The 23,885-nt window shown below is 36.4% G+C and carries 23 protein-coding genes; 11 read left to right on the forward strand and 12 right to left on the reverse strand.

What is annotated here, in order from left to right; all coding sequences use genetic code 11:
* Window positions 1–233: 233 nt before the first annotated feature.
* From RTX21_RS07405 to RTX21_RS07425, 5 genes are all read right to left on the reverse strand, one after another.
* Entirely contained in the window at window positions 234–1,148 is a 915-nt protein-coding gene (locus tag RTX21_RS07405) for a pyridoxal-phosphate dependent enzyme (RefSeq protein ID WP_312766509.1), read from the reverse strand.
* A 324-nt stretch (window positions 1,149–1,472) separates the two neighbouring features.
* The gene (locus RTX21_RS07410; protein WP_312766510.1) at window positions 1,473–2,426 is read right to left on the reverse strand and encodes a transketolase family protein; all 954 of its coding nucleotides are present in this window, start codon (window positions 2,424–2,426) and stop codon (window positions 1,473–1,475) included.
* A gap of 65 nt (window positions 2,427–2,491) precedes the next feature.
* Window positions 2,492–3,343, reverse strand: a complete 852-nt coding sequence (locus tag RTX21_RS07415) for a transketolase (protein ID WP_312766511.1) — start codon at window positions 3,341–3,343, stop codon at window positions 2,492–2,494.
* Window positions 3,344–3,513: 170 nt separating this feature from the next.
* The gene (locus tag RTX21_RS07420; RefSeq protein ID WP_312766512.1) at window positions 3,514–4,038 is read right to left on the reverse strand and encodes a hypothetical protein; all 525 of its coding nucleotides are present in this window, start codon (window positions 4,036–4,038) and stop codon (window positions 3,514–3,516) included.
* Window positions 4,039–4,092: 54 nt separating this feature from the next.
* On the reverse strand, window positions 4,093–5,046 hold the full coding sequence (locus tag RTX21_RS07425; protein ID WP_312766513.1) for a PhoH family protein: 954 nt from the start codon (window positions 5,044–5,046) through the stop codon (window positions 4,093–4,095).
* A 103-nt stretch (window positions 5,047–5,149) separates the two neighbouring features.
* Between RTX21_RS07425 and RTX21_RS07430 the strand changes: the two genes are divergently transcribed.
* Entirely contained in the window at window positions 5,150–5,977 is an 828-nt protein-coding gene (locus RTX21_RS07430) for an SAM-dependent chlorinase/fluorinase (RefSeq protein ID WP_312766514.1), read from the forward strand.
* A gap of 46 nt (window positions 5,978–6,023) precedes the next feature.
* On the opposite strand, the gene RTX21_RS07435 is transcribed toward RTX21_RS07430, so the two are convergent.
* The 3 genes from RTX21_RS07435 to RTX21_RS07445 form a co-directional block, all read right to left on the reverse strand.
* Window positions 6,024–8,171 (reverse strand): T9SS type A sorting domain-containing protein, encoded by a 2,148-nt coding sequence (locus tag RTX21_RS07435; protein WP_312766517.1) that lies wholly within the window; start codon window positions 8,169–8,171, stop codon window positions 6,024–6,026.
* 228 nt (window positions 8,172–8,399) lie between these two features.
* The gene (locus tag RTX21_RS07440) at window positions 8,400–10,580 is read right to left on the reverse strand and encodes a M12 family metallo-peptidase (RefSeq protein WP_312766519.1); all 2,181 of its coding nucleotides are present in this window, start codon (window positions 10,578–10,580) and stop codon (window positions 8,400–8,402) included.
* Between the two features lie 157 nt (window positions 10,581–10,737).
* Window positions 10,738–12,888, reverse strand: coding sequence for a M12 family metallo-peptidase (locus RTX21_RS07445; RefSeq protein ID WP_312766521.1), 2,151 nt, complete (start codon window positions 12,886–12,888; stop codon window positions 10,738–10,740).
* 156 nt (window positions 12,889–13,044) lie between these two features.
* Between RTX21_RS07445 and RTX21_RS07450 the strand changes: the two genes are divergently transcribed.
* From RTX21_RS07450 to lnt, 4 genes are all read left to right on the forward strand, one after another.
* Window positions 13,045–13,593, forward strand: coding sequence for a CopD family protein (locus tag RTX21_RS07450; RefSeq protein WP_312766523.1), 549 nt, complete (start codon window positions 13,045–13,047; stop codon window positions 13,591–13,593).
* Window positions 13,594–13,631: 38 nt separating this feature from the next.
* The gene (locus RTX21_RS07455; protein ID WP_312766525.1) at window positions 13,632–14,360 is read left to right on the forward strand and encodes an ABC transporter permease subunit; all 729 of its coding nucleotides are present in this window, start codon (window positions 13,632–13,634) and stop codon (window positions 14,358–14,360) included.
* A 173-nt stretch (window positions 14,361–14,533) separates the two neighbouring features.
* Window positions 14,534–16,192 carry a gliding motility-associated ABC transporter substrate-binding protein GldG gene (gene gldG / locus RTX21_RS07460; RefSeq protein ID WP_312766528.1) on the forward strand — a complete coding sequence of 553 codons (1,659 nt, stop codon included), beginning with the start codon at window positions 14,534–14,536 and terminating at the stop codon, window positions 16,190–16,192.
* 85 nt (window positions 16,193–16,277) lie between these two features.
* Entirely contained in the window at window positions 16,278–17,927 is a 1,650-nt protein-coding gene (gene lnt / locus RTX21_RS07465; protein WP_312766531.1) for an apolipoprotein N-acyltransferase, read from the forward strand.
* 61 nt (window positions 17,928–17,988) lie between these two features.
* Here lnt and RTX21_RS07470 read toward each other — a convergent pair whose 3' ends face one another.
* From RTX21_RS07470 to RTX21_RS07485, 4 genes are read right to left on the reverse strand one after another with little or no spacing between them, the layout of a single operon-like run.
* Window positions 17,989–18,492 carry a DinB family protein gene (locus tag RTX21_RS07470; protein ID WP_312766533.1) on the reverse strand — a complete coding sequence of 168 codons (504 nt, stop codon included), beginning with the start codon at window positions 18,490–18,492 and terminating at the stop codon, window positions 17,989–17,991.
* 27 nt (window positions 18,493–18,519) lie between these two features.
* Window positions 18,520–18,972, reverse strand: coding sequence for a GNAT family N-acetyltransferase (locus RTX21_RS07475; protein WP_312766536.1), 453 nt, complete (start codon window positions 18,970–18,972; stop codon window positions 18,520–18,522).
* Window positions 18,962–19,249, reverse strand: coding sequence for a barstar family protein (locus RTX21_RS07480; RefSeq protein WP_312766539.1), 288 nt, complete (start codon window positions 19,247–19,249; stop codon window positions 18,962–18,964). Before RTX21_RS07480 ends, RTX21_RS07475 begins: the two co-directional genes overlap by 11 nt.
* Window positions 19,250–19,258: 9 nt before the next feature.
* Window positions 19,259–19,774: a ribonuclease domain-containing protein gene (locus RTX21_RS07485; RefSeq protein ID WP_312766541.1), complete on the reverse strand. Its 516-nt coding sequence runs from the start codon at window positions 19,772–19,774 to the stop codon at window positions 19,259–19,261.
* Between the two features lie 119 nt (window positions 19,775–19,893).
* On the opposite strand from RTX21_RS07485, the gene RTX21_RS07490 reads away from it, so the two are divergent.
* From RTX21_RS07490 to RTX21_RS07515, 6 genes are all read left to right on the forward strand, one after another.
* Window positions 19,894–21,033, forward strand: coding sequence for an acyl-CoA dehydrogenase family protein (locus RTX21_RS07490; RefSeq protein WP_312766544.1), 1,140 nt, complete (start codon window positions 19,894–19,896; stop codon window positions 21,031–21,033).
* 84 nt (window positions 21,034–21,117) lie between these two features.
* On the forward strand, window positions 21,118–21,582 hold the full coding sequence (locus tag RTX21_RS07495; RefSeq protein WP_312766546.1) for a nucleoside triphosphate pyrophosphohydrolase family protein: 465 nt from the start codon (window positions 21,118–21,120) through the stop codon (window positions 21,580–21,582).
* Window positions 21,583–21,593: 11 nt separating this feature from the next.
* Entirely contained in the window at window positions 21,594–22,139 is a 546-nt protein-coding gene (locus RTX21_RS07500) for a thioredoxin family protein (RefSeq protein WP_312766547.1), read from the forward strand.
* Between the two features lie 115 nt (window positions 22,140–22,254).
* Entirely contained in the window at window positions 22,255–22,866 is a 612-nt protein-coding gene (locus tag RTX21_RS07505) for a DUF4230 domain-containing protein (protein WP_312766550.1), read from the forward strand.
* An 11-nt stretch (window positions 22,867–22,877) separates the two neighbouring features.
* A complete protein-coding gene (locus RTX21_RS07510; RefSeq protein ID WP_312766553.1) occupies window positions 22,878–23,057 on the forward strand; it encodes a hypothetical protein in 180 nt (59 codons plus the stop codon).
* A 233-nt stretch (window positions 23,058–23,290) separates the two neighbouring features.
* Entirely contained in the window at window positions 23,291–23,788 is a 498-nt protein-coding gene (locus RTX21_RS07515) for a hypothetical protein (RefSeq protein ID WP_312766555.1), read from the forward strand.
* Window positions 23,789–23,885: the final 97 nt, after the last annotated feature.

The raw sequence follows: 23,885 nt of genomic DNA on the forward strand, positions 1-23,885 counted from the left end.
AGACAAAAAAGGATGCCGCTGAAAAACGAGGCACGAGTTTCGACGATTCAAATAATAAAATATAATATCTGAGTCAATCGGGGCTATGGGTTTCCCTTTTTTTAGAACGTTTGTCACTCCGTCACTTCGAGTAGATTTTTGTGAAAAAATCGTATCGAGAAGTTGCCCACAAGAAGTTCTCGATACAAAATCATTTTCCGCTTTGCTTCAAATCATTTTTACTCGAACTGACATTACACTTCAAAATCAATCAGCGTTCTATTCTTACTTTCCAAAAACTGATTCGCTCCTTTTATCCCTTGCAATCCACCCGTATGAAACGCCAGAATCTTTGAATCTTTTGGAAAAAAACCTTTCTCCGCCAAATCAAAAATCTTCTGCATCATTTTCCCCATGTAAATTGGGTCCAGCGGAATCTGATATTCATTCTGAAACCAATTTATAAAACGGACATTCCCATCAGATATTTTTCCGTATCGGTTTTCATCGGCGTCTATCAATTCAAAATTGCGTCTACCGCTCCATTGCTTCACCAGATTTTCCAGCGAATCATCCTTAACAACTTTGATTCCAATCACGTTTTGATTGGCTTCTGCAAACCTAGAAATGCCGGCAATTGTTCCTCCTGTTCCAACTGCTGTGCAAAGATAATCAAAATCTTTGGTGTCATTTCCCAGCATATATTGGACACCTTCCACTGCCCTATCATTACTTCCGCCCTCAGGAATCATCAATGAATTGGGATATTTCTCTAAAAATTCTTGTGTAATTTTTTCTTTGTTTTGATAGTCTTCTCTTGAAACAAAAAAGAACTGCATTCCGTTTTCGGAAGCTTTGGAAAGTGTCGGATTGTTTTGCCAGTTATTTTCCAATTCTTCTCCTCTGATGATTCCAATTGTCGAGATATTAAATTGTTTTCCAAAAGCAGCAACCGATGCAATATGATTAGAAAAAGCGCCACCAAAAGTCAGTAATAGAGGATTATTAGGTTTCGCTTCCAGATATTGATTGACATTAAGAAAGAGTTTCCAGAACTTATTGCCCGAAATTGTCGGATGAATCAAATCTTCTCTTTTGATGAAAATCCGGACATCGAAATTGGTTTTTAGTTCTGTGATAGGGATTTTATAGTCAGAAATCTGGAGCATTGTCAAAAATAATAAAATTAAAACATATTATTTGTCATTCCGTAGGAATCTCGACGGTTTAGATTCCTACGGAATGACAAACTAACTGTTATATTCTCTCTAAATTCTTATGAAATTTAAATTATGAGAGAATCTTAATTGGATGATAAAGCCCATAGCCCCGATTGGAACGGCATCCTTTTTTTGATTGCGCTGAAAGGTTTCAATAAATTGATCGCAATCATAAAAAAGATATAGTGTAAAGCGGGATCAAGCTACTGAAAATTTCAGGAAATAAAAAAATCCACCATAAAGGTGGATTCTGTAATATATAATTGATTAAAATTATTTCGTTCTCTCAATGATTTTCTTCACTGCTTTTACAACAGCTTCTGCATCGATTTGGTATTTCTTCATCAGCTCCGCAGGCGTTCCGGATTCCCCGAAAGTATCGTGAACAGCTACAAATTCCTGAGGTGTTGGTCTTCTTCTGGAAAGCATTCCGGCAACAGATTCGCCAAGTCCTCCAAGATAGTTGTGCTCTTCAGCAGAAACTATTTTGCCAGTTTTCTCAACAGATTTCAAGATAATCTCTTCGTCCAAAGGTTTGATAGTATGGATGTTGATTATTTCTACAGAAATACCTTCTTTTTCCAACTCATCTGCCGCTAACAAAGATTCCCAAACCAAATGTCCGGTCGCAACAATTGTAACATCTGTCCCTTCCTGTAATAGAATTCCTTTTCCAATCTCGAAAGGCATATCTTCCGGAATAAAAACCGGCACCACAGGACGACCAAATCTCAGATAAACAGGACCTTCGTGCACTGCAGCTGCTAATGTTGCCGCTTTGGTCTGGTTATAATCGCAAGGATTGATAACCGTCATTCCCGGTAACATTTTCATCATTCCGATGTCTTCCAAAACCTGATGCGTTGCGCCATCTTCTCCCAAAGTTACCCCTGCGTGAGAAGCTGCAATCTTCACATTTTTGTTGGAATATGCAATCGACTGGCGAATCTGGTCATAGACTCTGGAAGTTGCAAAGTTGGCGAAAGTCCCGGCAAAAGGAATCTTCCCGTTGATGGTAAGACCTGCTGCCATTCCCATCATATTGGCCTCAGCAATTCCTGTCTGGAAGAATCTTTCCGGCGCTTTCTCAATGAATTTCTCCATTTTAAGCGAACCAATTAAATCGGCGCAAAGTGCTACCACATTTGGATTGCTGTCTGCCAATTCCGCCAAACCAGCTCCAAAACCTGAACGCGTATCTTTTTTTTCTGTGTATGTATATTTCATTTTATTATAATTGATGGATGAATATTATAATTGATAAATGATAGTTGATAATTTATCATTAATAATTAATAATCTGCCGGTGCTTCTAAATATAGTTGTTTGAAGGCTGTTGCCAGCTGCTCGTCATTAGGCGCTTTTCCATGCCAAGCGTGACTACCCACCATATAATCCACACCGCTTCCCATCTCTGTATGAAGAAGAATTGCTACTGGTTTTCCGTTTCCGGTTTCTGCTTTTGCTCTGTTCAAAATTCCGATAACTGCTTCTAAATCGTTACCGTTTTTCTCTTCCAAAACCAACCATCCGAAAGCTTCCAATTTGGCATGCAAATCTCCAAGAGATAAGACATCATCTGTATCGCCATCAATCTGTCTTCCGTTGTAATCTATTGTAGAAATGATGTTGTCTACTTTTTTTGCAGCAGCATACATCAATGCTTCCCAGTTTTGGCCTTCCTGAAGTTCACCATCACCGTGAAGTGTGTAAACCAAAGAATTGTCTCCGTCTAATTTTTTGCCCTGAGCTGCGCCCAAAGCCACAGAAAGACCTTGACCCAATGAACCAGAAGCGACTCTGATTCCCGGCAAACCTTCGTGCGTTGTCGGGTGACCCTGTAATCTTGAATTCAGTTTTCTGAAAGTTGCCAATTCTGCCACCGGAAAGAATCCGAATCTTGCCAATGTGCTATAAAAAACGGGAGAAATATGACCGTTGGAAAGAAAGAAAAGATCTTCATTCTTACCTTCCATTGTAAAAGGTAATTTGTAATTCAAGACCTCTCCGTAAAGTGCTACGAAATATTCTGTACAACCAAGAGACCCTCCCGGATGACCACTATTCACATCGTGAACCATTCTCAGAATATCTCTTCTGATCTGTGTTGAAAGGCTTTTCAGCTCTTCGATTGATTTGCTCATTTTGTTAGATTTGCTTTCTTGCGAAAATACGATTTTTAAATGACCTCAAAAAATCTATCAATATGAAATTTGCACAAAAGAGAAACGGAACAACTTCGAAACAAACTGTTTGAACATGAAAAAAACTCCAGTATTAACTGGAGTTTTTTTAACTATTCTGATTTTAAAATCTACTTCAAATAAAAATTGTATCCTACAATCACTGCACCTACAGACTCTTTTCCTACAACAGGACGGTCATCATAATAACCTCTTCCATATTTTCCAGAGATGCTTTGATATCCAAGGTATAATTCACCAGTCGGCATATTATAGATAAATTTTGGCAAGGCATATAATCCACCGTCAACATTTGAATTAGTTGAAATACCATAACCTAAATCCAGACCCACAGCAATCGGAGCACCATTAAAAGAATACTTACCAGAAACTGCCACAGGAATAAATCCGAAATCATCACCTTTGATGCTCCCTCCGGGATAATCATAACTTTTACCTATGTAATGTGAATATCCTGTAGCAACACCCAAATCGAAACCTTTTGCAATGTTCCACCTGTAAGCAGCATCAAGACCTAAAGTAAAAGGTGAGTTACCGGTAGTCGGCGCACCAATATGAGCGCCTAATTTAAAACCTTCTTGCGCACTGGCAAGTCCAAAAGCTGCAAAAGCAGTTAATAAAAAAAACTTTTTCATAGTTTCAAAAATTTAAATTTTTCAAATAACTATTACCAAGTTTTATACCAAATATCAAGATCTGTTTTTCTCGCTATTATTATAGGCAACAATAATTTTCTTAACCACAGGATGTCTAACAACGTCCTCTTCGGTAAGATGTACAAACCCGATCTCTTCCACATCTTTCAAAATCGTCATAGATTCTTTAAGACCAGACTGTTGTTTCGGTGGCAGATCGATCTGACTTGGATCACCTGTAATGATAAACTTGGCATTCATTCCCATTCTCGTCAAAAACATCTTCATCTGAGAATGTGTGGTGTTCTGAGCTTCATCCAAAATTACAAAAGCTTCATCCAAAGTTCGACCTCTCATAAAGGCCAAAGGAGCAACCTCTATAACTTTCTTCTCCATATAACCTTCGAGTTTCTCATGTGGGATCATGTCTCTCAGAGCATCATAAAGAGGCTGTAAATAAGGATCCAGCTTCTCTTTGAGGTCTCCAGGAAGAAAACCTAAACTTTCCCCGGCCTCTACAGCTGGTCTTGTCAGAATAATTCTTTTGACCTCTTTATCGCGAAGCGCCCTAACTGCAAGAGCCACACTTGTATAAGTTTTACCTGTTCCTGCCGGGCCGATCGCAAAGACCATATCCTTTTTTTCCGAAACTTTTACCAGTTTCTTAAGGTTGGTCGTTTTGGCCTTGATAACTTTTCCATTAACACCTTTTACAATGATGTCCTGATCAAAGACCAAATGTTTCTCAGAGTCGTCTTTGAGTTTCAGGAGAGACTCCAGTTGTTTAATTTCCAAAGAATTGTGTTTGGATATATAATCTGAAATATCATCAAGTTTCTTCTTCAGCAGGTCCAAGGTCTCCCGATTTCCCATCGCAAATACAAAATTGTCTCTGCCCGTGATCTTAAGCGTAGGGAAACTGGATTTTATAAGATTGAAATTTTGATTCTGAACACCATAAAACGTTTTGGTGTTTATCCCTTCAAGTTCATAATTTATTTCGAACATATATAATATTAGTGGTTAGCTTAACAAATATATGAATAGTTTGATAAGTTATGGCGGTTAAAAAATTGAATTATATTAAATTTGCAACAAATCCTAAAAACGAATGTCAGTTATCACCCTTACTTCAGATTATGGGCTTGTGGACCACCGAGTTGCAAGCATAAAAGGCAAAATCCTAAGCTGGAGCGAGGAAGTTAAAGTGGTTGATATTACCCATAACATTACAGCTTACAATCTTTTGCAGACGGCATACATTGTTCGCAACGCTTACAAATTTTTCCCCGAAGGAAGTATTCATATCATTTCTGTAGATAGCTTTTATCACAGATCAAGGAAAAATATCATTGTGAGAATCGACGGACACTATTTCATATGTGCCGATAACGGGGTGATCAATCTCATGTTTTTTGATATAAAACCTGAAGCTATCTATGAGATCACTTTGAATAACAGGTTTGACGACAAGGTCTCTTTTCCATCCACGGACATTTTTGTACCTGCTGCGATGCATCTTTACAAAGGAGGGCTTCCTGAGGTGATTGGTAGAAAGATCAAATCAATAAAAGATATTTCTTTTCCAAGAGCCATTTATAACGAGAACGAAAAAATGATTGTCGGTGAAGTAATGTATATTGATAATTTCGGAAATGTCGTTTCTAATATCAGTAGAAAATTTTTCGAGAAGCAAGCATCGATTTTAGGAAATTTCACTGTTAAATTCAGGAATATTGTCTTAACAAAAATTCTGGATCAATATACAGATGTTGTGACAGATTGGAACAGAGAACAAGAGTTCCACGGAAAATCATCTGTTATCTTTAATGATGCTGATTTATTAGAGATCACAATCTACAAAGGTAGTGTTATGAATGGCGCTTCTACTCTTTTCGGAATGAATACCGGCGAAAAAATATATGTAGAATTTGAATAAAAAAAACCGACGAAATTGTCGGTTTTCTATTCTATAAGAATTGATATTATTGTTTTATCAATTTTTTACTGAAACTATCATTCTCTGTTTTTACTTGAACCACATAGTTACCAGTTTTAAGCTTAGATATGTCAAAATTATTCTTGGATAGACTATCTGCATCGAACTGTTTTACCAATTTTCCCGAAATGTCATAAACCTCAACAGATTTCAATCTATTAATACCTTTCAATGTAAATTGGTTTTTTACAGGATTTGGATATAATGCTATGTCTTTTGAACTGATAACGTCATCTACAGCCAAGACCGAACAAGAAAAATTAGCTTTGAAACCTGAACCTACAAAAGAATCATCTGACCTGAAAGTCAATGTGATGGCTCCAGACTCATGTGTAGATTCATAAGAGTTAGGAATTGTGCTTCCTGAAAGCCTTGCTGCTCCTGTGAATACGGGAGAGTTTGCCAACCCGTTTCTCAATGTTATATAATGTGCGCCTAGATTGAACTCAGTAAAGTTTATTTTAAGTTTTTGTCCAGGAACATCCGGATAGAAGGTTTTTGTCCAGTTCTCGTTGTTGGAATAGTTTCCGTTTTCTCCACCAGTGTCTGTTATGATTTTTCCACACCAAGAGCCATCGGTAATAAAAACCTGTGCCTGCTGATATGTTGCAGAACATTCTGTTCCTATTTCAATTTTATAGAATGAGTTGGCATCCAGACCGTTGAAATTAAGAACTTTATTACTTGTAGAACCTGATTGTACAACTGTACCATCTGTAGTTTTTGAAAGTTGATATCTCCAAGTTGTACCTGTTGTATCTGCTATTGTAGCTGTAACAGAATTTCCAGTCAATGCACTTAAAGTAACTCCGGTAACAGTCACATCACAAGAATTGATACAGTCAGAACCCAAACATGGCTTACCAGCAACGGTCTGTCTGATCAAATCACCTGGCTGTTGTCCGAAGCCATTTGCGAAACTGATTCCCACAGAACCCACTAAATGACAATAGCTCATGATTGTTCCTTTTGTAGTTGTAGGAAGCGGCCCATCACAACCTTCGTCATTCCCTGATGCAGGTCCACAACCATCAATGGCTGTATTGTTTCCATTCCAAGCACAAGCATGGGTATGTGGAGAACCGAAATTGTGCCCTAACTCATGGGTCATCGCTTCGATGTTCCAAGAATAAGTAGGAACAGCGATATTTTGTGCATTGACACCACAATAAGAATATTTGTAAACGCTACAGATTGAATTGACATAGGCCACACTCGTTGTCGCAGGATTTCTGATCAATTGTGCAACATCTCCATTGAAAGCAGTTCTTGTAGTTCTGAATTGATTAAGAATGACAGAAGGCGAACCAGAATAAGGATCTGTTGATGTCCATACATAAATTTCACTAATTGCAACCTTCACACTTTCATTATCATACAACGTTTTGATATTGTTGAATAAAGCCGTCACCCAGTTTGAAGTGGAAGTTACATTGGAACCATTCTGTGTGTAAGGTCCATAGCCAACTTCAAAATAAATTCTTATACAGCTATTTGCATCTTTGGAAGCCTTTTTTGCATTCGGGTCAAAGGAAGGCTTATTAATTTTATTCTCAGGCAGTTCGTCTGCGCTACAAGAAAAGGGATTTTTAGATTTCAATTTATAATCGCTATAAGAAACGAAATCCTGGGAACTTTTTGCTTTTCCTACAACAACATTCCCGAATTCATTTGTAGAAGCGATTCCTACTATATCATTATCAAAAAAACTAAAAGCAACAACAGAAGTGTTATCACCTTTTATAATTCCCTGGTAGTAAACCCCTGGAGTATAATTTGCATCACCTTTATCCGTTCCTACCTTAAATCCTCCAGCAAAAATATCATTCTTTACCAGCTCCACTGTCATTTCTCCATTTTCGAAAGGGAAACTAAGCTCCATTGCCTGTGGTCTTTCGCTTACTATTTTTTGCAGTTCGGTAGATTTCAGCTGCATTATCGCCACTCCATCTGCTTCATTTTTGTAAACCGCTTCATTCCTAGACGCCACATCTTTGGTAAAAGGGCTGAACTTGACAAAATTTCTTTTTGCCATCTTTTGATCTGCTACTTTCTGTGCTATAGGTTTTAGCCCCTGTGCGGTTCCAAATCCCAAAAGACACATTGAAAATAGTAGCTGTAGAATTTTCTTCATATTTTAATACAATTAAATTTATCGTACAAAAAAAAGGTTTTTTTTTCAAAATCAGCTTCAGAATCAAAATTTTAACAATTTTATATCAATTGAAATTTTCAATCAGTTTTGGCTTTTGTTCATTTTAAAATCAAATCAATGTATGATAAAAACATATTTTGATTAAAATTTTTCAAAAAAAAATAGTCAAAACATACATTTTGACTATTTTTTATTAATTCAACAATATTATTCTTTAATGATTTTCTTACTTATCGTTTCTTTGGCTGTTTTGATAACAACAACGTAGTTGCCAATTTTCAATTTAGAAACATCGAATATATTCTTAGAAATTGATGTCATATCAAAGTCTTTGATTATTTTCCCGGAATTATCGAAAACTTTAACCGAAACAATTTTTCCAACATTATTAATAGCAAATTGGTTTTTCACGGGATTTGGTAACAATGTAACATCTTTAACATTATTAACATCATTTACACCAAGTGTTGTACAACTCAATAAAGCCTTGAAACCAGATCTATTTATGGAACCATCGGTTTTGAAGACCAATGTTATAGCACCGGAGGAATGAGTAGATTCAAAAGGACCTCTTATAAAAGAACCAGTCATGTTGTTACCTCCAGGAAAAACAGGAGAATCAGCACTTGGTCCATTTTTCACACTAAGAAAATCTTTACTCTGCTGAAGATCAAATTCCTGGATAGTGATTTTGATTTTTTGTCCATCCTGGTCCGGATAAAATGTTTTGGTCCAAACTTCATTATCAAAATAATTGGCATTCGCACCTCCGGCATCCGTTATTGTTTTGCCACACCAGATATCATCCGTCAAAATCCATTGTGATAGCTGATAATTACCTGAGCAGCTCGTACCAATTTCTATCTTATAAAAAGTCCCAGGTAAAAGTCCTGTGATCGCAAAAGAATTTTCTGTTGCATTGCCAGATTGAAGAATATTACCTTCAGATGAAAGGACCCTGTAGCTCCATTGCTTCACATCATCGGCCAAAGCTGTATTAACAGTTATAGATACAGAATTTTTCAAAACATTATCTATAGAAAATATAGTAGAACTAGAAGTACAAGCATTGGAACAATCCGCTATTAGGCAAGATTTTGAATCAACCACCTCCCTCATTAATGCAGCAGGCTGATCACCAAATCCATTTGCAAAATTTTTACCTATATCTGGCATCAAGTGACAGTAGCTCATAATAGTCCCGCCATTTGTGGGAAGTACATCGGACGTGCACGATAATCCTTCGCTGACTATAATAGCAGGTCTGGCAGTAGGACCACACCAGTCTATTGGAGAACCATTTCCGTTCCATGCGCAATTGTGTGTATGGGGCGAACCTAATGAATGTCCCATCTCATGAGTCATTGCATCAATTGTCCAAGAATATGTCGGAATATCATTATAAGTAATATTGATTCCTGAATATGCATAATTGTAACTTCCACACAAAGAATTAAGGAATGCTACACTCGTTGTAGAAGGATAATTGACCAAATGAGCAAGGTCACCATCAAAAAATTTTCTATTAATACTGAAATTCCATAAGTTATCATCATAAGTTCCAGTATATGGATCTGCAGTTTCCCAGATATAAACCTTTTTAAGGGATATTTTAATACCATCGTTCGCATACAAAGTATTGATGTTATTGTGTACCGCTGATATCCAATTTATAGTATTTGTAATATCAGAACCATTTTGCAGAAATGGAGCATTACAAATTTCATAATAGATTCGCACACAGTTATTGGTTACTTCTGGTGCTTTCGACGTCTTTGGATCAAAGTTTATTTTCTGTTTTTCATTATCCATCAGTTCATCTACGCCACAAATGAAAGGATTAGTGCCTGTCAACTTTTGATCATTGTACACCACAAAATCTTCTGAGTTCTTTGCTTTACCCAATGTCACATTACCAATATTAAGAGCAGATGCAATACCAACAACATCATTATCAAAAAAACTGAATGCAACAACCGAACTATTATCACCTTTGATAATCCCTCGATAGAAAACACCTTTCTTATAGTCGTTGATTTTCTTTTTATTGGTTTCAACTCTAAATTCCGGAGAGTAAATATCCACCTTTACCATTTCCAAAACTAACTCTCTATCTTCAAAAGGAAAAGTAAACTCGATCGTCTCAGGTCTTTCCGACAAAAGACCCGAAAGCTTATTTTTATCCAGCCTAAGAACCCTCAAATCCCGCGCTGACTGTTGATAAGTAATCTGCTTGTTACTTTCATCCAAACTAAAAAGCCTCAGCTTTTGAAAAACAGATTTTTTAGAATGATAATCATTGATTTCTTTTGCAATTGGTTTTAAACCTTGTCCAAAACCCATGAAACCAACAATCAAAAAGAAAAAAAGTTGTAGTTTTATCTTCATGTTTATTATAATTTTCCTACCAAAATAAGTTTTTTTTCTCAATTAAGGATGAAAAAAGCGACATTTAACCCAATTAATATCAAAGATTCGCTCATATTATAATAAAAAAAATAGCCAAAAGTGGATTTTGGCTATTTTTTCTATTAATACAATAATCCTATTCTTTAATTATTTTCTTGCTGATTGTTTCCGTATCTGTTTTAACCATTACAACATAGCTACCTGTTTTCAGTTTAGAAACATCGTAACTATTTTTAGAAATGGAATCTGAACCGAAATCCTTAATCTGTTTTCCTGAAGTATCGAACACTTTAACTGAAGTTATTTTAGAAATTCCGGAAAGTGTAAATAGATTTTTGACCGGATTAGGTAATAGAGATACTTTAGAATTCTTAACATCTTCTACACCAAGTGTTGCACAGCTGAGTTGCGCTTTGAAACCTTTTGCTGTAACACCAGCATCTGAAGTGAAGGTAATCGTAATGGCTCCTGTTGCATGAGTAGATTCAAATGGACCTCTGATGGTTGTTCCACTCATGTTACTAGCCCCAGTAAAAGCTGGCGAAGTTGGGAGACCATTTCTTACTGTCAGGTAATCATAACCTGATTCCAAATCAAATTCCTGGAAAGTAATCTTAACTTTTTGACCAGGACTGTCTGGATAGAATGTTTTTGTCCAGCTTTCATTATCTGTATAATTTGCATTCTCTCCACCCGAATCTGTGATTATTTTGCCGCACCAATCATCATCCGTCAAAATCATTTGACTTCTTTGGTAAGCGCCAGAACAATCTGTCCCCACCTCTACTTTGTAGAAAGTATTGGGAGAAAGACCGTCGATTGTCAGGGTTTTCACAGTTGTAATTCCAGATTTCACGACCGTACCGTCCATTTTCATGACTCTATATTTCCATTGGGAAGATGTTGCATCAGAAATAGTTGCAATAACAGTTGTCTTCGTAATATTACTAACTCCCAAGGAAGTAACGGTAATCGTACAAACATTGATACAATCTGTACCTAAACATGCTTTAGAATCTACAGTTTGCCTGATCAACGCACCTGGTTGTTCCCCGAAACCTAATGACATATTAATCCCTACCGAATTCAAATGACAGTAGCTCATAATCGTTCCCCCTTGACTAGGGATTGGTCCTATTGCATCACAGCCAGTTTCTGGATAGCCAGCAAGTGCTCCACAACCATCTATTGGCGTAGAATCTCCATTCCAAGCACATGCATGGGTATGTGGAGAACCTAAAGCGTGCCCCATTTCGTGTGTCATTGCCATAATGGTCCAAGAATAAGTTGGAACATTATTATAGGTCATATTAATTCCAGAATAGGCATATCTATAAGTACCGCATAGAGAATTAAGATAAGCTACACTTGTTGTAGAAGGATAATTGACCAAATGAGCCAGATCTCCATCAAAAGTTGGTCTGTTAGTTCTGAAAGCTGCTAGATTCTGGCTATAGGTACCTGTGTAAGGATCAGCAGTTTCCCAAACGTAGACTGTTTTAAGAGACATTTTCACGCCATCATTTACATACAAGGTATTAATGTTATTATGAACTGCTGATATCCAGTTAACGGTATTGGTAACATTTGATCCACTTTGCTGAAAAGGCTGATTACAAATCTCATAGTAAACTCTTACACAAGAATTGGTCATCTGTGGAGCTTTAGAAGCTTTTGGATCGAATTTAACTTTTTGCTTTTCATTCTCCATCAATTCATCTGCTGAACAAATGAAAGGATTGGCTCCCGTCAGTTTTTGATCATTATAAACCACAAAATCCTCTGAGCTCACCGCTTTTCCTAATGTTACATTTCCAATATTAGGCGCAGAAGCCACACCTATTACATCATTATCAAAGAAGCTAAAGGCAACCACCGATTTATTGTCTCCTTTGATAATCCCTCTATAGAACACTCCTTTTCTATAATCCGTGACTTTCTTTTTATTGGTTTCTACTCTGAAATCTGGAGAATAAATATCAACTTTTACCATTTCCACAACCAATTCTCTATCCTCAAAAGGAAAAGTGAATTCCATTGCTTCTGGTCTTTTTGATAAGATATTTGACAGTTTATTTTTGTCCATCCTCAAAACTCTTGCATCTCTGGCAGCCTGCTGGTAAGCGATCTGTTTCCCACTATTATCCAAACTAAAAAGGCTGACCGCTTGAAAAGCTACTTTTTTAGAATGAAAATCATTCACCTCTTTGGCAACGGGTCTCAATGTTTGAGCAAAGCCCATGATACCGAGAAGTAAGAACATAAGCAATTGTAATTTTTTCTTCATACTAAATTTTATTTATTTCGCACTAAAATAAACATTTTAATTAAAACATCAATTTAAAAAACACAATTACAATATCAATTTATCAAAAACAATCATCGCAATTCTTTGTTTTCACTTCAACCAATAAAAAGTATCTTTGCAAAAAATATTGCTTCAATGCTTTATACAATTATAAAGGCTATTCACATTATTTTTATGGTAAGCTATTTTGCCGGGATTTTCTATCTCGTGAGGTTGTTTGTCTATTATAAAGATACCGATGAGTTTGATGAGGTAAAACAACAGATTCTCCGCAATCAATATAGTTTTATGGCCGTCAGACTCTGGAATATCATCACTGTTCCTGCTGGAATTCTGATGTTGCTAAGCGGATTGACGATGATTTATCTGAATTCTGGATTAATGAAAACACCTTGGTTTCATCTGAAATTGACATTTCTAGTCGGGCTCGGGATTTATCATTTCTGGTGTTGGAAGAGAGTTAAAGAGCTGAAAAACCTCAACGGAAACACTCTTCAAATTCCGAATATCAAGCTTCGACAGTTCAACGAGATTGCAACCTTTATTTTATTCGCAGTTGTTTTTACAGTAATTCTCAAATATTCCGTTATACAATATTGGTGGCAGTTATTACTTGGATTTTTCGGAATCATTATTATGATAACTTCGATTGTAAAACTGGTGAACAAAAACAAGAAAAAATAAAAACTATCAACTACAAACCATCAACCGACAACTAAATTATGATAGCAATATTCAAAAAAGAACTTTGGAATTTTTTCGGAAACTGGAGCGCGTGGATCATCATGGCTGCTTTCAGTATTATTTCCGCATTATTCCTGTTCTTCTTCGAGAACAATTTTAATATTTTCGAGATTGGAAGTGCAACCTTGCAAAGTTTCTTTGTGCTTTCACCTTGGCTTTTTATGTTTATCATTCCAGCCATCAGTATGAGAACTTTGGCTGAGGAAGAACAATCCGGAACCTTATTTTGGCTGTTTTCTCAGCCGGTGAAAATTACCGAAATCGTTGGCGGGAAATTTCTTTCCGTTTGGCTGGTTGGCATTTTATGCTTGCTGCCAAGCTTAGTTTATTATTATACGGTTTATGTTTTAGGCGTTCCGGAAGGTAATATCGATGGAAGTATGACTTTCGGAAGTTATATCGGTTTGACGATTTTGATTGCCGCTTTTTCCGCAGTCGGAATTTTAGCATCTTCGTTGTCATCAAACCAAATTATGGCTTATCTCTTGGGTGTTTTCCTTTGTTTCATTCTCTATTTCGGGATTGAGCAATTGGCGAGTTACAAATTAATGGGTGGCGCAGATTATATTTTGCAAAATATCGGATTTTATCAACACTTTTTGGCTTTTACAAGAGGTCAAATTGACACCAGGGATGTCTGTTATTTCCTTTTCGTGATATTTTTAGGATTGGGATTGGCGAGTTGGTTTGTCTGGAAAAAGAAATAAGGAAAAGATTCAAGAAAAAAGATGAAGACTTCTAATTGGAACGTTGAATTGCAGCAGCCCGACTTGAGCGGAAATCCTTTTTACGCAACGTAGTGGAGTGAAAAGATTGGGAGCGGAAGGCGGATTAAGCTGCACTAAAAATTTAAATTATAAAAATTCATTCTAATAGAAAAATGAATAAAAAAAATAAAATTACACTCATTATAATAGTTGTTCTTCTGATTATCGGGATGAGCGGCATCATTTATAAACGTTTCGATTTGACAGCGGAAAAACGCTACACACTTTCGGAATCGACTATCAAAGTTTTGGAAAATGTGAAGAAACCGATGACGATTGAGGTTTATCTGGAAGGCGATTTTCCGGCTTCTTTTAAGCAACTTTCGAATGAAACCAAATTTATGCTGGACGAGTTCCGGAAAATCAATTCGAAAATCGATTACAAATTCCGTGACCCGATTGCAGAGAAAATCCCGCAGGACACTTTGAAAGGAATGGGAATGCAACCTTCAATACTTCCGGATATGAAGGATGGAAAAATCTCCGAAATCGTGATGTTTCCATACGCTGCCATCAAATATAATGGCTACGGAACTTCGGTGCCATTGATTGTTCAGCAATCCGGAATTGATGCGGCGACTCAATTGAACAAATCGATAGAAAACCTGGAATATACTTTTGCTTCCACTATCAAAGGAATGACGGAAGAAACAGCGAAGAACATTGGCTTCTTAGTCAATCAACAGGAATTGGGTCCGGATGAGTTCCGTGGGTTTTTGGATTTGGCAATGGAAAATTACAACATTGGGCCCATCATCCCTGAAAACAAAACCGAATTGTCTTTGGCGGATGTTCCAAAACTGAAACAAATGGACGCTCTAGTCATTGCGAAACCAAGAAAAGCTTTTACCGATAACGAAAAAGTGATTCTAGACCAATACATTATGAATGGCGGAAAAACACTTTGGATGATTGATGCAGTCAATGCCGAAATGGATACGCTTTTACAAGCCAAGAAGATAATGGCATATCCACTGGACCTGAATCTGACTGATTTTATGTTCAATTATGGACTAAGAATTAATCCGGCTTTGACCAAGGATATGAAAAAATCAGCGTTGGTAAGAATTGTTTCGGGAGAAGTTGCAGGTAATCCACAATACAGCAGTTTTCTTTGGCCTTATTTCCCTTTAGGAATTGCTGAAACCAAAAATCCTATTACCAAAAATATCAATCCTGTAAAATTTGAATTTCCAACTTCGATTGATACATTGGGAAGACCAAATATCAAAACCAGAGTTCTCTTTGAATCCAGCGAAAGAACAACCAGCAAAACCGTTCCGAATTATGTTGCACTTTCTGAAATTGTAAGAACGGACAGCATCGGCGAAATGGAACGTCCTACTCCACCGAAGATTTTCGCGGTAGCATTGGAAGGGAAATTCAAATCCGCTTATGCGACAAGAAGTGAGAAGAATTCTTACCCAGGATTTAAAGCTCAAAGTCCGGAAAACAAAATGCTCGTAATTGCCGATGGCGATATCGCCAGAAACCAAATGTGGAAAGGCGAACCGCTTCCTTTGGGCGAAGATTTGCTAACCAAAGAACATTATGGCAATGCACAATTTCTGAGAAATGCTTTGGATTATCTTCTGGACGACAGCAATATGATGGAACTGCGCGACAGAACCATCGAAGTCCGACTACTCGACAGACAAAGAATTGATGTTGAAAAATCTGATTGGCAATGGTTTAATCTTCTTTTACCTTTGGGAATTATTGGTGCTTTAGGAGCAGTATTTTATTTCTTGAGGAAGAAGATGTTCTCTTAAAATACAACATAATATTTGTTATTTCGTAGGAATCTAAACCACAGAGATTCCTACGGAATGACAAACTAAATGCTAAAGTAATACAATGAAAAACCTTTTACTGGCTTTAATTTCCGGAGTTTTGTTAGCCATTTCTTGGCCGACTTATGGGATTCCGTTTTTTATATTTTTTGCTTGGGTTCCGCTTCTGATGATGGAACACAACATTGCAAAATTCAGCAATATCAAAAAGAAAAAATTAGCGGTTTTTTGTTATTCTTATCTCACATTTTTGATTTGGAATTGGGTTACGACGGGTTGGCTTTACAACTCGCAATTACCTGATGGCAGCAAATCTCTTTTAGCTGTTCTGTTTCCAGTATTGACCAATTCATTTTTTATGGCTTTGGTTTTTGTGTTTTATCACATCTATAAAAAAAGTCAAGGAACGTATTTCGGTTTGGTATTTTTTGTAGCTATTTGGATGGCTTTTGAAAAGCTTCATCTTGTTTGGGAATTCACCTGGCCTTGGCTGAATCTCGGAAATGTTTTCGCTGAATATCATCAATTTATTCAATGGTACGACACTTTGGGTGCAACTGGCGGAAGTTTCTGGATTCTGATTTGTAATGTTCTGGCATTTTATACGATAAGAATTTGGGAAGCAGGCAGAATCAGAAAATCATTAATCAAAAATGTATTGATGACAGCCGGTTGTATTATTTTACCGATGGTTATTTCTTTGGTTAAATATTATAATTATACGCCAGAAACTGTTGGTTCAATCAACGTCACAATGCTTCAACCAGCATTAGACCCTTATACTGAAAAATATCAAAAAGACAGTTTGACGATTGAAAGTGATTTATTGAAATTAGCCACAGAAAATTCGGTTTTACAGAACGATAAAAAATCAAAAATCGATTTATATCTTTCTCCTGAAACATCACTTCCTGGTCCAGGTTCTATTAGTGAAAGAGGATTTAACAACAGTTTGTTGATTAATAATATCAAAACTTTTCTTTCTCAACATCCGAAATCTATTTTCTCTGGCGGGATTTCCAGTTATTATGTTTATAAAGAAGACGAAAAAAAACCATCAACAGCGAGTTATCTTGACAGACAAGGTATTTGGGTGGATGAATATAATTCGGCAATACAAATTATTCCGAATCAACAACCAGAAGTTTACCATAAAGCAATGCTGGTTCCTGGTGTTGAGATTTTTCCATATATCAATTTCTTTAAACCAATTTTAGGAGATGTAATGCTGGATTTAGGTGGTACAACTCGTTCTCTTGGAATTTCCAACGAAAGAAAAGTCTTCGCTAATCCTTACAACCAATCTGTGATTGCACCCATCATTTGCTACGAAAGTATATATGGAGAATTTGTGACCGGTTATGTGAAAAAAGGTGCTAATCTTTTAACAATTGTGACCAACGACTCGTGGTGGGGATATTCTCAAGGTCATAAGCAATTGTTGGTCTATGCAAAACTTCGTGCGATAGAAACCAGACGCGAAATTGCAAGAGCAGCAAACAGCGGAACCAGCGCCCACATCAATTCCCGAGGCGATATTGTAGATGAATTACCTTACGGTGCAAAAGGTGCTTTAACCGCAAAAGTCAAATTGATTGACAAAGAAACATTCTACACCAAAAGTGGCGATTTTCTTTCCCGACTTTGTCTTTTTGTGATTGGAGCTTTGTTGCTTTTTATTCCTGGGAGGAAGTATTTGATGGGGAAGAAATAGGTTGGAAAGTTTGAGTGTCGGAGAATTTGCGAGTAACTCCTTAACACTAACACTCTCAAACTCAAAGATTCGGCAAATACCTTTCCTTAATAATATTCAAATGATGAATATTATGACCAACGGTTAATTTTCCAATGGTTTCCACTTTGATGTCATTTCCATTTACAATTCCAATCAATTGAAGCGCTTCTTCTGGAAGATTTCTAAAGAACTTGACGGATAATTTTCTGGTCAATTTAAATTCTTTAATCAAACTTTTCAAAGTTCGGCTATCCGCATAAGAATGATCTGCCCAAGCTTCTTCATCAAATCCGGAAACCAAAGATTGGTCTTTTCTGGAAAATCTCAAAGCTCGGTAAGCAAAGACTTTTTCTGTATCGATAAGATGTTGCAACAATGTTTTCAAACTCCATTTTCCTTCTGCATAAGCGTAATTGCCTTGTTCCTCGGATAGTGATTCATAGATTTGTAAAGTTTCATCCGAAGCAATTTTCAATTCTTCAATCCATTGCTCAGAAGGAACCAAATCCAGATAGCGCTGTATATATTTTTTGAAATCGGTCATTTTTAATTGTTAATTATTAATTGTTAATTATAACTCCACTTCCCACTCATAAAAATTGACCTCATCATATTTTTTGAAGCCTGCGCTTGGATACAATTGATTCCCAATCATATTTTCTTTTCCAGTTTCCAGATACATTCCACAGGAATTGGAAGTTCTGCAAAGCTCTTTCGCACTTTCTATTAAAGCTTTAGAAAACCCTTTTCCACGGAAATTTGAATTAACGTAAAGGTCATTCAATAACCAATAACGTTTCATTCTTGTTGATGAAAAAATCGGATACAATTGTGTGAATCCAACCAACTTTCCTTCATCTTCTGCAACAAAAATCTCAGAATCGTTTTTCTCCAATCTTTCAGATAAAAATTGTTGAGCGCCGGATAAATCAGATGTTTTGTGATAGAACATTCTGTATTCATCAAACAATTGTGAAAGCTGAACCAAATCCTCTTGAGTTACTTTTCTGATATTATTCTTCATCTTCGTATTGTTCCAGATAATAAGTAAATGTAAAATCCTCTACCTCATCTTCCGCGTCTTCCAAAGTTGTCAGAAGGTCCTCAAATAATTCCAATTGGTCAACGCTCATATTCACAAATTCCAGATGAAGTGGCATTTCTAATCCTCCTGAAATCACATCAAACAATGCATCCAGATTATCTCCAAAATGTTCCGGTAATTCTAATTTCGATTTCAGTTGTTCATAAAAATCTTCGTAATCGCCAATGTTGACGAAATCTATATATATTTCTTTCATTTTTCTAAATTATTGTTTCTCAAACGATTTATAATGATTTTTCGTGAGCCACACATCGCCGTTTTTAGTAAAGACAATTCGGTCTGCGCCTCGGTTTCCGCAATTATAATTCACATCCGCTTCGTAATATTGTTCGCCTTTTGGCAATTGTTTTTCACGATTGCTGAATTTATCTCCGCCAATTGCTACTCCAGCCAAAACATCACAAAGATTTCCCTTGGAAGGATTCCAGCCTTTACTTTTGGCTTCGGATTTTGTAATATAATAATCCGGCAATTTATGATTTGACTTGACATAAGAAATAACTTTTGTTTCATTCGTCAACTCTTCTATTGAACTTCCTTCAGAAGGTTTTTCGGTATCGAATTTAGTCTCAGATTGAACAACATCAGGCTTCTGACTTCCAGCTTCCGTCGGGATTTCATTTCTCTTCTCAATTTTATAATTCGAAATCAGATACATTGTCAATATTCCGGCAAACGCTCCGATGAGAAAGAAAAACAGGGTTTTCAGTTTTGGATTCATTGATGAAAATTTCTATGCTAAAATAATGAAAACCTTGATTCTTGCAGAAGAAAAAACAAATTTTAAAAAAAAATTGTCCTTAGCCTAATTTTTCTATATTTGGCAGCAAAGATAAAAATATGAATTCCGACACAATGGATAACTTAAAAATGATAGCCGAAACGGCCAAAGATTTCGCTGAAAAAAATATTCGCCCAAACATTATGGATTGGGACGAGAGCCAGACTTTTCCTGTAGAATTGTTTCATCAATTGGGAGAGTTAGGTTTTATGGGAATTGTAATTCCTGAGGAATATGGCGGTTCCGGTCTTGGTTATCAGGAATATGTGACCATTTTGGACGAGATTTCTCAGGTTGACCCATCGATTGGATTATCTGTTGCTGCCCATAATTCACTTTGTACGAATCACATTTATGAATTCGGGAATGAAGAGCAGAGAAGAAAATGGTTGCCTCAATTAGCATCCGGAAAAGTTATCGGCGCTTGGGGATTGACTGAACACAACACAGGTTCTGACTCTGGCGGAATGTCCACAACAGCTGTAAAAGACGGCGACGATTGGATTATCAACGGTGCAAAAAACTTTATCACACACGCTATTTCCGGAGATATTGCAGTTGTAATGACAAGAACGGGAGAAAAAGGCGCAAAAAATAATTCCACAGCGTTTGTCTTGGAAAAAGGAATGGCTGGTTTCACCTCAGGGAAAAAGGAAAATAAATTAGGAATGCGCGCTTCTGAAACCGCTGAATTGATTTTCGATAATATTCGTGTTCCGGATTCTCACAGACTGGGAGAAGTTGGAAGCGGTTTCAAACAGGCAATGAAAATCCTAGATGGCGGTCGTATTTCTATCGCTGCATTGAGTTTAGGAATTGCGAGAGGTGCTTACAAAGCCGCTCTTAAATATGCACAGGAAAGACATCAGTTCGGAAAATCGATTTCAAGTTTCCAGGCGGTTAACTTTATGCTGGCTGATATGGCAACAGAAATTGATGCTTCAGAATTGTTAATCAGAAGAGCATCTGACCTGAAAAATGCTAAGCAAAAAATGACGCGCGAAGGTGCAATGGCAAAATTATACGCTTCTGAAGCTTGTGTAAGAATTTCAAACAATGCAGTTCAAATCTTCGGTGGTTACGGTTACACGAAAGATTTCCCAGTTGAAAAATTCTACAGAGATTCTAAATTGTGTACGATTGGCGAAGGAACTTCTGAAATCCAGAGATTGGTAATCGGAAGGGATATTTGCGATTAGAATCAAAAATTAAAATATTAAAGTTTTATAAATGCTGTCTCCTTGGACGGCATTTTTTATATTTGTTAAAATTTTAGAAAAATAATGGAAAAATTAGATAGCCTGAATCAGGTAGCCGAATTTCACAAAACCTTCAACGCTCCAATTCTTGACACACCTCAAATTCCTTCAAAAGAACGTGCAGCTTTGAGAGTCAGCCTTTTACAAGAGGAATTGGATGAATTGAAAAAAGCAATTGAAGATAATGACCTTGTGGAAGTGGCAGATGCACTTTGCGATTTGCAGTATGTTTTGAGCGGTGCAGTTTTGGAATTCGGTTTGGGAGAGAAATTCGTGGAATTATTCAATGAAGTTCAGCGTTCTAACATGTCCAAAGCTTGTGATAACGAAGTTCAGGCGCAGGAAACGGTAGAATTCTACAAAGCTAAAGGAACCGATGCTTATTACGAAAAATCCGGCAACAAATACAATGTTCACAGGGTTGCAGACAACAAGGTTCTGAAGAACAAATATTATTCTGCAGCGGACATCGCTTCCTTATTAAAATAAAAAAACTCAAGATGAAAAAAATTTCGATTTTATTAGGAATAATTGCATTAACGACGATTAATTCTTGTGCAGAAAGAGTGATTGTCAACCGAGAAGTAGAATCCAAAAATGACGGTAAAATGCTGCTTGGAACTCAGACGCTTGACCAATTCCGAAAAGAACCTTTCAAAACTTGGTTTGATGAGGAGTACAATCGTTATCAAATTGACCAATCGAGTTTGGCAGAATTAAAAAAAGAAAAACTTAATTCTTACAGTCTGGTTGTCTTTGTAGGAAGCTGGTGCGAAGACAGCCACAGAGAATTTCCGAGATTGATAAAAATTTTGGACGCGTTGAAATACAATATCGGCAAAATGCAAATCATCGCAGTCAATCGAAAAAAAGAATCGCCATCCGGAGAAGAAGGACTTTACAACATTACTCGTGTTCCGACAATTATTGTCAAAAAATATGGTAAAGAAATCGGGAGAATTACAGAAATGCCGGAAACAGGATATTTGGAAAGAGATTTGCTTAATATTCTGAAAAAAGATAATAATTCAGGTTTGTTTAAATAGTTTAAAAAGTTTTCGAGAGCCTCAGACTGACAATAATTTTTATTATTAAAGATGTAACTGAGCTTGTCGAATTGTCTTTTAGCAAGTTTAAACACTGCTGATAAATTCTAAATCAATGATTAAATATACAGGTTTACTTTCTTTTATTTTCGGAATTATTCTCACGGTTTTTATTTTCCTATCGTGGAGAAGCTGCAACAAAAAAGACGATGCGGCTCTGGTTAATCAAGATTATTATCTGATTACGAACCAAATCCAGAAAATGAACAAAATGGTGGTCTTAGAACAGGATTTTTCCAGTTTTCAAACGCATAAAAGTTCAGCGGCGACAGTAGCAGGATTTGATATTCTGCCAAGAGAAATGGTTCTTTACACGACTGCAAAAGCTCAGGTTTCTTACGATTTAAAAAGAATGAAAATTGATGTTGATACCATTAAGAAAAAAGTAATCATCAACGAATTACCTCAACCAGAAATCGAGATTTTTCCGGATGTGAAAATCCATTTTATGGATGATTATGCGGTTAATAGATTCAAGCAAAGCGACATCAACAGCATTATGGAATCTGCCAAGAAAAATATGGCAAAAAGCGTGAATCAAAATCAACTAAAAGAACAAAGTAAAAAACAACTGAAAGAAAATCTTAACGAAATTTTTGTTTTGGCAAAAGCCTTGCATTATTCGATAGAAGACAAAACAAATACGTTTCCTTCCACCGAATTATAAAATTTACCGTTATGAATCCTAATAAAAAAACCGAAAACAACAATTCTGCTGAGAATAAAAAGCAGAATGAAGATTTCAAAAATATTCCTGCCGCATCTGACAAAAAGAATCCGCCAGATATTGATAAACAAGATATCGACAAAGGTTCTAAAATCAACAAAGACGGAAAAACAGATAACACGGAAAAATAAGTTTTCAAAGAAAAACATTATCATATCCTTTCAAAATTTTGAAAGGATTTTTTATTAACTAAACAATAAAGTACAGGAAGAGAAACAGTTGTTTAGTTCTCATTTCACAATAATTTCAATGAAAATGAAATTGTTTAATAAAATTAATGTATATTTAATATCGAAATCAGAAGATAAGCAATCTTGATTTCTCTGTGTTCTTTAAAATTTCGTTTCACCAAAAATTTACAGCTATGTCATATATTGTTGTAGGGCTTTTCCCCACTCAGCTGGAAGTTGACAAGGTCCTTTTAAAATTGGAAAACGCAGGTTACAATGACTACAATATTTCTCATTCGGACGAGGAAATTTCTCAAAATGTAGACATTGAGAAGAAAAATGGGTTTTGGAATTGGTTATTTGATGAAGACCATCTGGACAGAGCCCGTTTCGAATACGCAAGTATAGATCAGAACACGATAACCGTTCATCTGAAAACGGAACAGGATGCCCACATCGTGAAAGATATCCTAGACAATAATGGCGCAGTGAATGTTGAAGAAAAAACTCAGGATTATATGACTGAAAATTACTCCGTCTCTCCTCGGGAATATGTGATTTCTGAAAGTAAAAATGCAAAAATCATCTCCAAGGCAAGAAACAACCTTTTTTTCACCAACAACAGGAGACATCATCTTCACGAAAATTGGATTGCAGATGTACCCGACGGATTGGGTTTTAAAATTAGTTAAATTAAAAACGAATCATTTCCACATAATGATTTCTAGGGTTAACTGAGCCTTCTAATTTGTCTGGAAGGCTTTTTTATACTGTCAATTGCTGAATCAT

This window comes from Epilithonimonas sp. (assembly GCF_032054305.1).
GTDB lineage: Bacteria > Bacteroidota > Bacteroidia > Flavobacteriales > Weeksellaceae > Epilithonimonas.

Excerpts from the sequence above, each read along its gene's own strand:
- RTX21_RS07405 (WP_312766509.1), bottom strand. The coding sequence starts at position 1,148 with ATGCTCCAGATTTCTGACTATAAAATCCCTATCACAGAACTAAAAACC.
- RTX21_RS07410 (WP_312766510.1), bottom strand. The coding sequence starts at position 2,426 with ATGAAATATACATACACAGAAAAAAAAGATACGCGTTCAGGTTTTGGA.
- RTX21_RS07415 (WP_312766511.1), bottom strand. The coding sequence starts at position 3,343 with ATGAGCAAATCAATCGAAGAGCTGAAAAGCCTTTCAACACAGATCAGA.
- RTX21_RS07420 (WP_312766512.1), bottom strand. The coding sequence starts at position 4,038 with ATGAAAAAGTTTTTTTTATTAACTGCTTTTGCAGCTTTTGGACTTGCC.
- RTX21_RS07425 (WP_312766513.1), bottom strand. The coding sequence starts at position 5,046 with ATGTTCGAAATAAATTATGAACTTGAAGGGATAAACACCAAAACGTTT.
- RTX21_RS07430 (WP_312766514.1), top strand. The coding sequence starts at position 5,150 with ATGTCAGTTATCACCCTTACTTCAGATTATGGGCTTGTGGACCACCGA.
- RTX21_RS07435 (WP_312766517.1), bottom strand. The coding sequence starts at position 8,171 with ATGAAGAAAATTCTACAGCTACTATTTTCAATGTGTCTTTTGGGATTT.
- RTX21_RS07440 (WP_312766519.1), bottom strand. The coding sequence starts at position 10,580 with ATGAAGATAAAACTACAACTTTTTTTCTTTTTGATTGTTGGTTTCATG.
- RTX21_RS07445 (WP_312766521.1), bottom strand. The coding sequence starts at position 12,888 with ATGAAGAAAAAATTACAATTGCTTATGTTCTTACTTCTCGGTATCATG.
- RTX21_RS07450 (WP_312766523.1), top strand. The coding sequence starts at position 13,045 with ATGCTTTATACAATTATAAAGGCTATTCACATTATTTTTATGGTAAGC.
- RTX21_RS07455 (WP_312766525.1), top strand. The coding sequence starts at position 13,632 with ATGATAGCAATATTCAAAAAAGAACTTTGGAATTTTTTCGGAAACTGG.
- gldG (WP_312766528.1), top strand. The coding sequence starts at position 14,534 with ATGAATAAAAAAAATAAAATTACACTCATTATAATAGTTGTTCTTCTG.
- lnt (WP_312766531.1), top strand. The coding sequence starts at position 16,278 with ATGAAAAACCTTTTACTGGCTTTAATTTCCGGAGTTTTGTTAGCCATT.
- RTX21_RS07470 (WP_312766533.1), bottom strand. The coding sequence starts at position 18,492 with ATGACCGATTTCAAAAAATATATACAGCGCTATCTGGATTTGGTTCCT.
- RTX21_RS07475 (WP_312766536.1), bottom strand. The coding sequence starts at position 18,972 with ATGAAGAATAATATCAGAAAAGTAACTCAAGAGGATTTGGTTCAGCTT.
- RTX21_RS07480 (WP_312766539.1), bottom strand. The coding sequence starts at position 19,249 with ATGAAAGAAATATATATAGATTTCGTCAACATTGGCGATTACGAAGAT.
- RTX21_RS07485 (WP_312766541.1), bottom strand. The coding sequence starts at position 19,774 with ATGAATCCAAAACTGAAAACCCTGTTTTTCTTTCTCATCGGAGCGTTT.
- RTX21_RS07490 (WP_312766544.1), top strand. The coding sequence starts at position 19,894 with ATGAATTCCGACACAATGGATAACTTAAAAATGATAGCCGAAACGGCC.
- RTX21_RS07495 (WP_312766546.1), top strand. The coding sequence starts at position 21,118 with ATGGAAAAATTAGATAGCCTGAATCAGGTAGCCGAATTTCACAAAACC.
- RTX21_RS07500 (WP_312766547.1), top strand. The coding sequence starts at position 21,594 with ATGAAAAAAATTTCGATTTTATTAGGAATAATTGCATTAACGACGATT.
- RTX21_RS07505 (WP_312766550.1), top strand. The coding sequence starts at position 22,255 with ATGATTAAATATACAGGTTTACTTTCTTTTATTTTCGGAATTATTCTC.
- RTX21_RS07510 (WP_312766553.1), top strand. The coding sequence starts at position 22,878 with ATGAATCCTAATAAAAAAACCGAAAACAACAATTCTGCTGAGAATAAA.
- RTX21_RS07515 (WP_312766555.1), top strand. The coding sequence starts at position 23,291 with ATGTCATATATTGTTGTAGGGCTTTTCCCCACTCAGCTGGAAGTTGAC.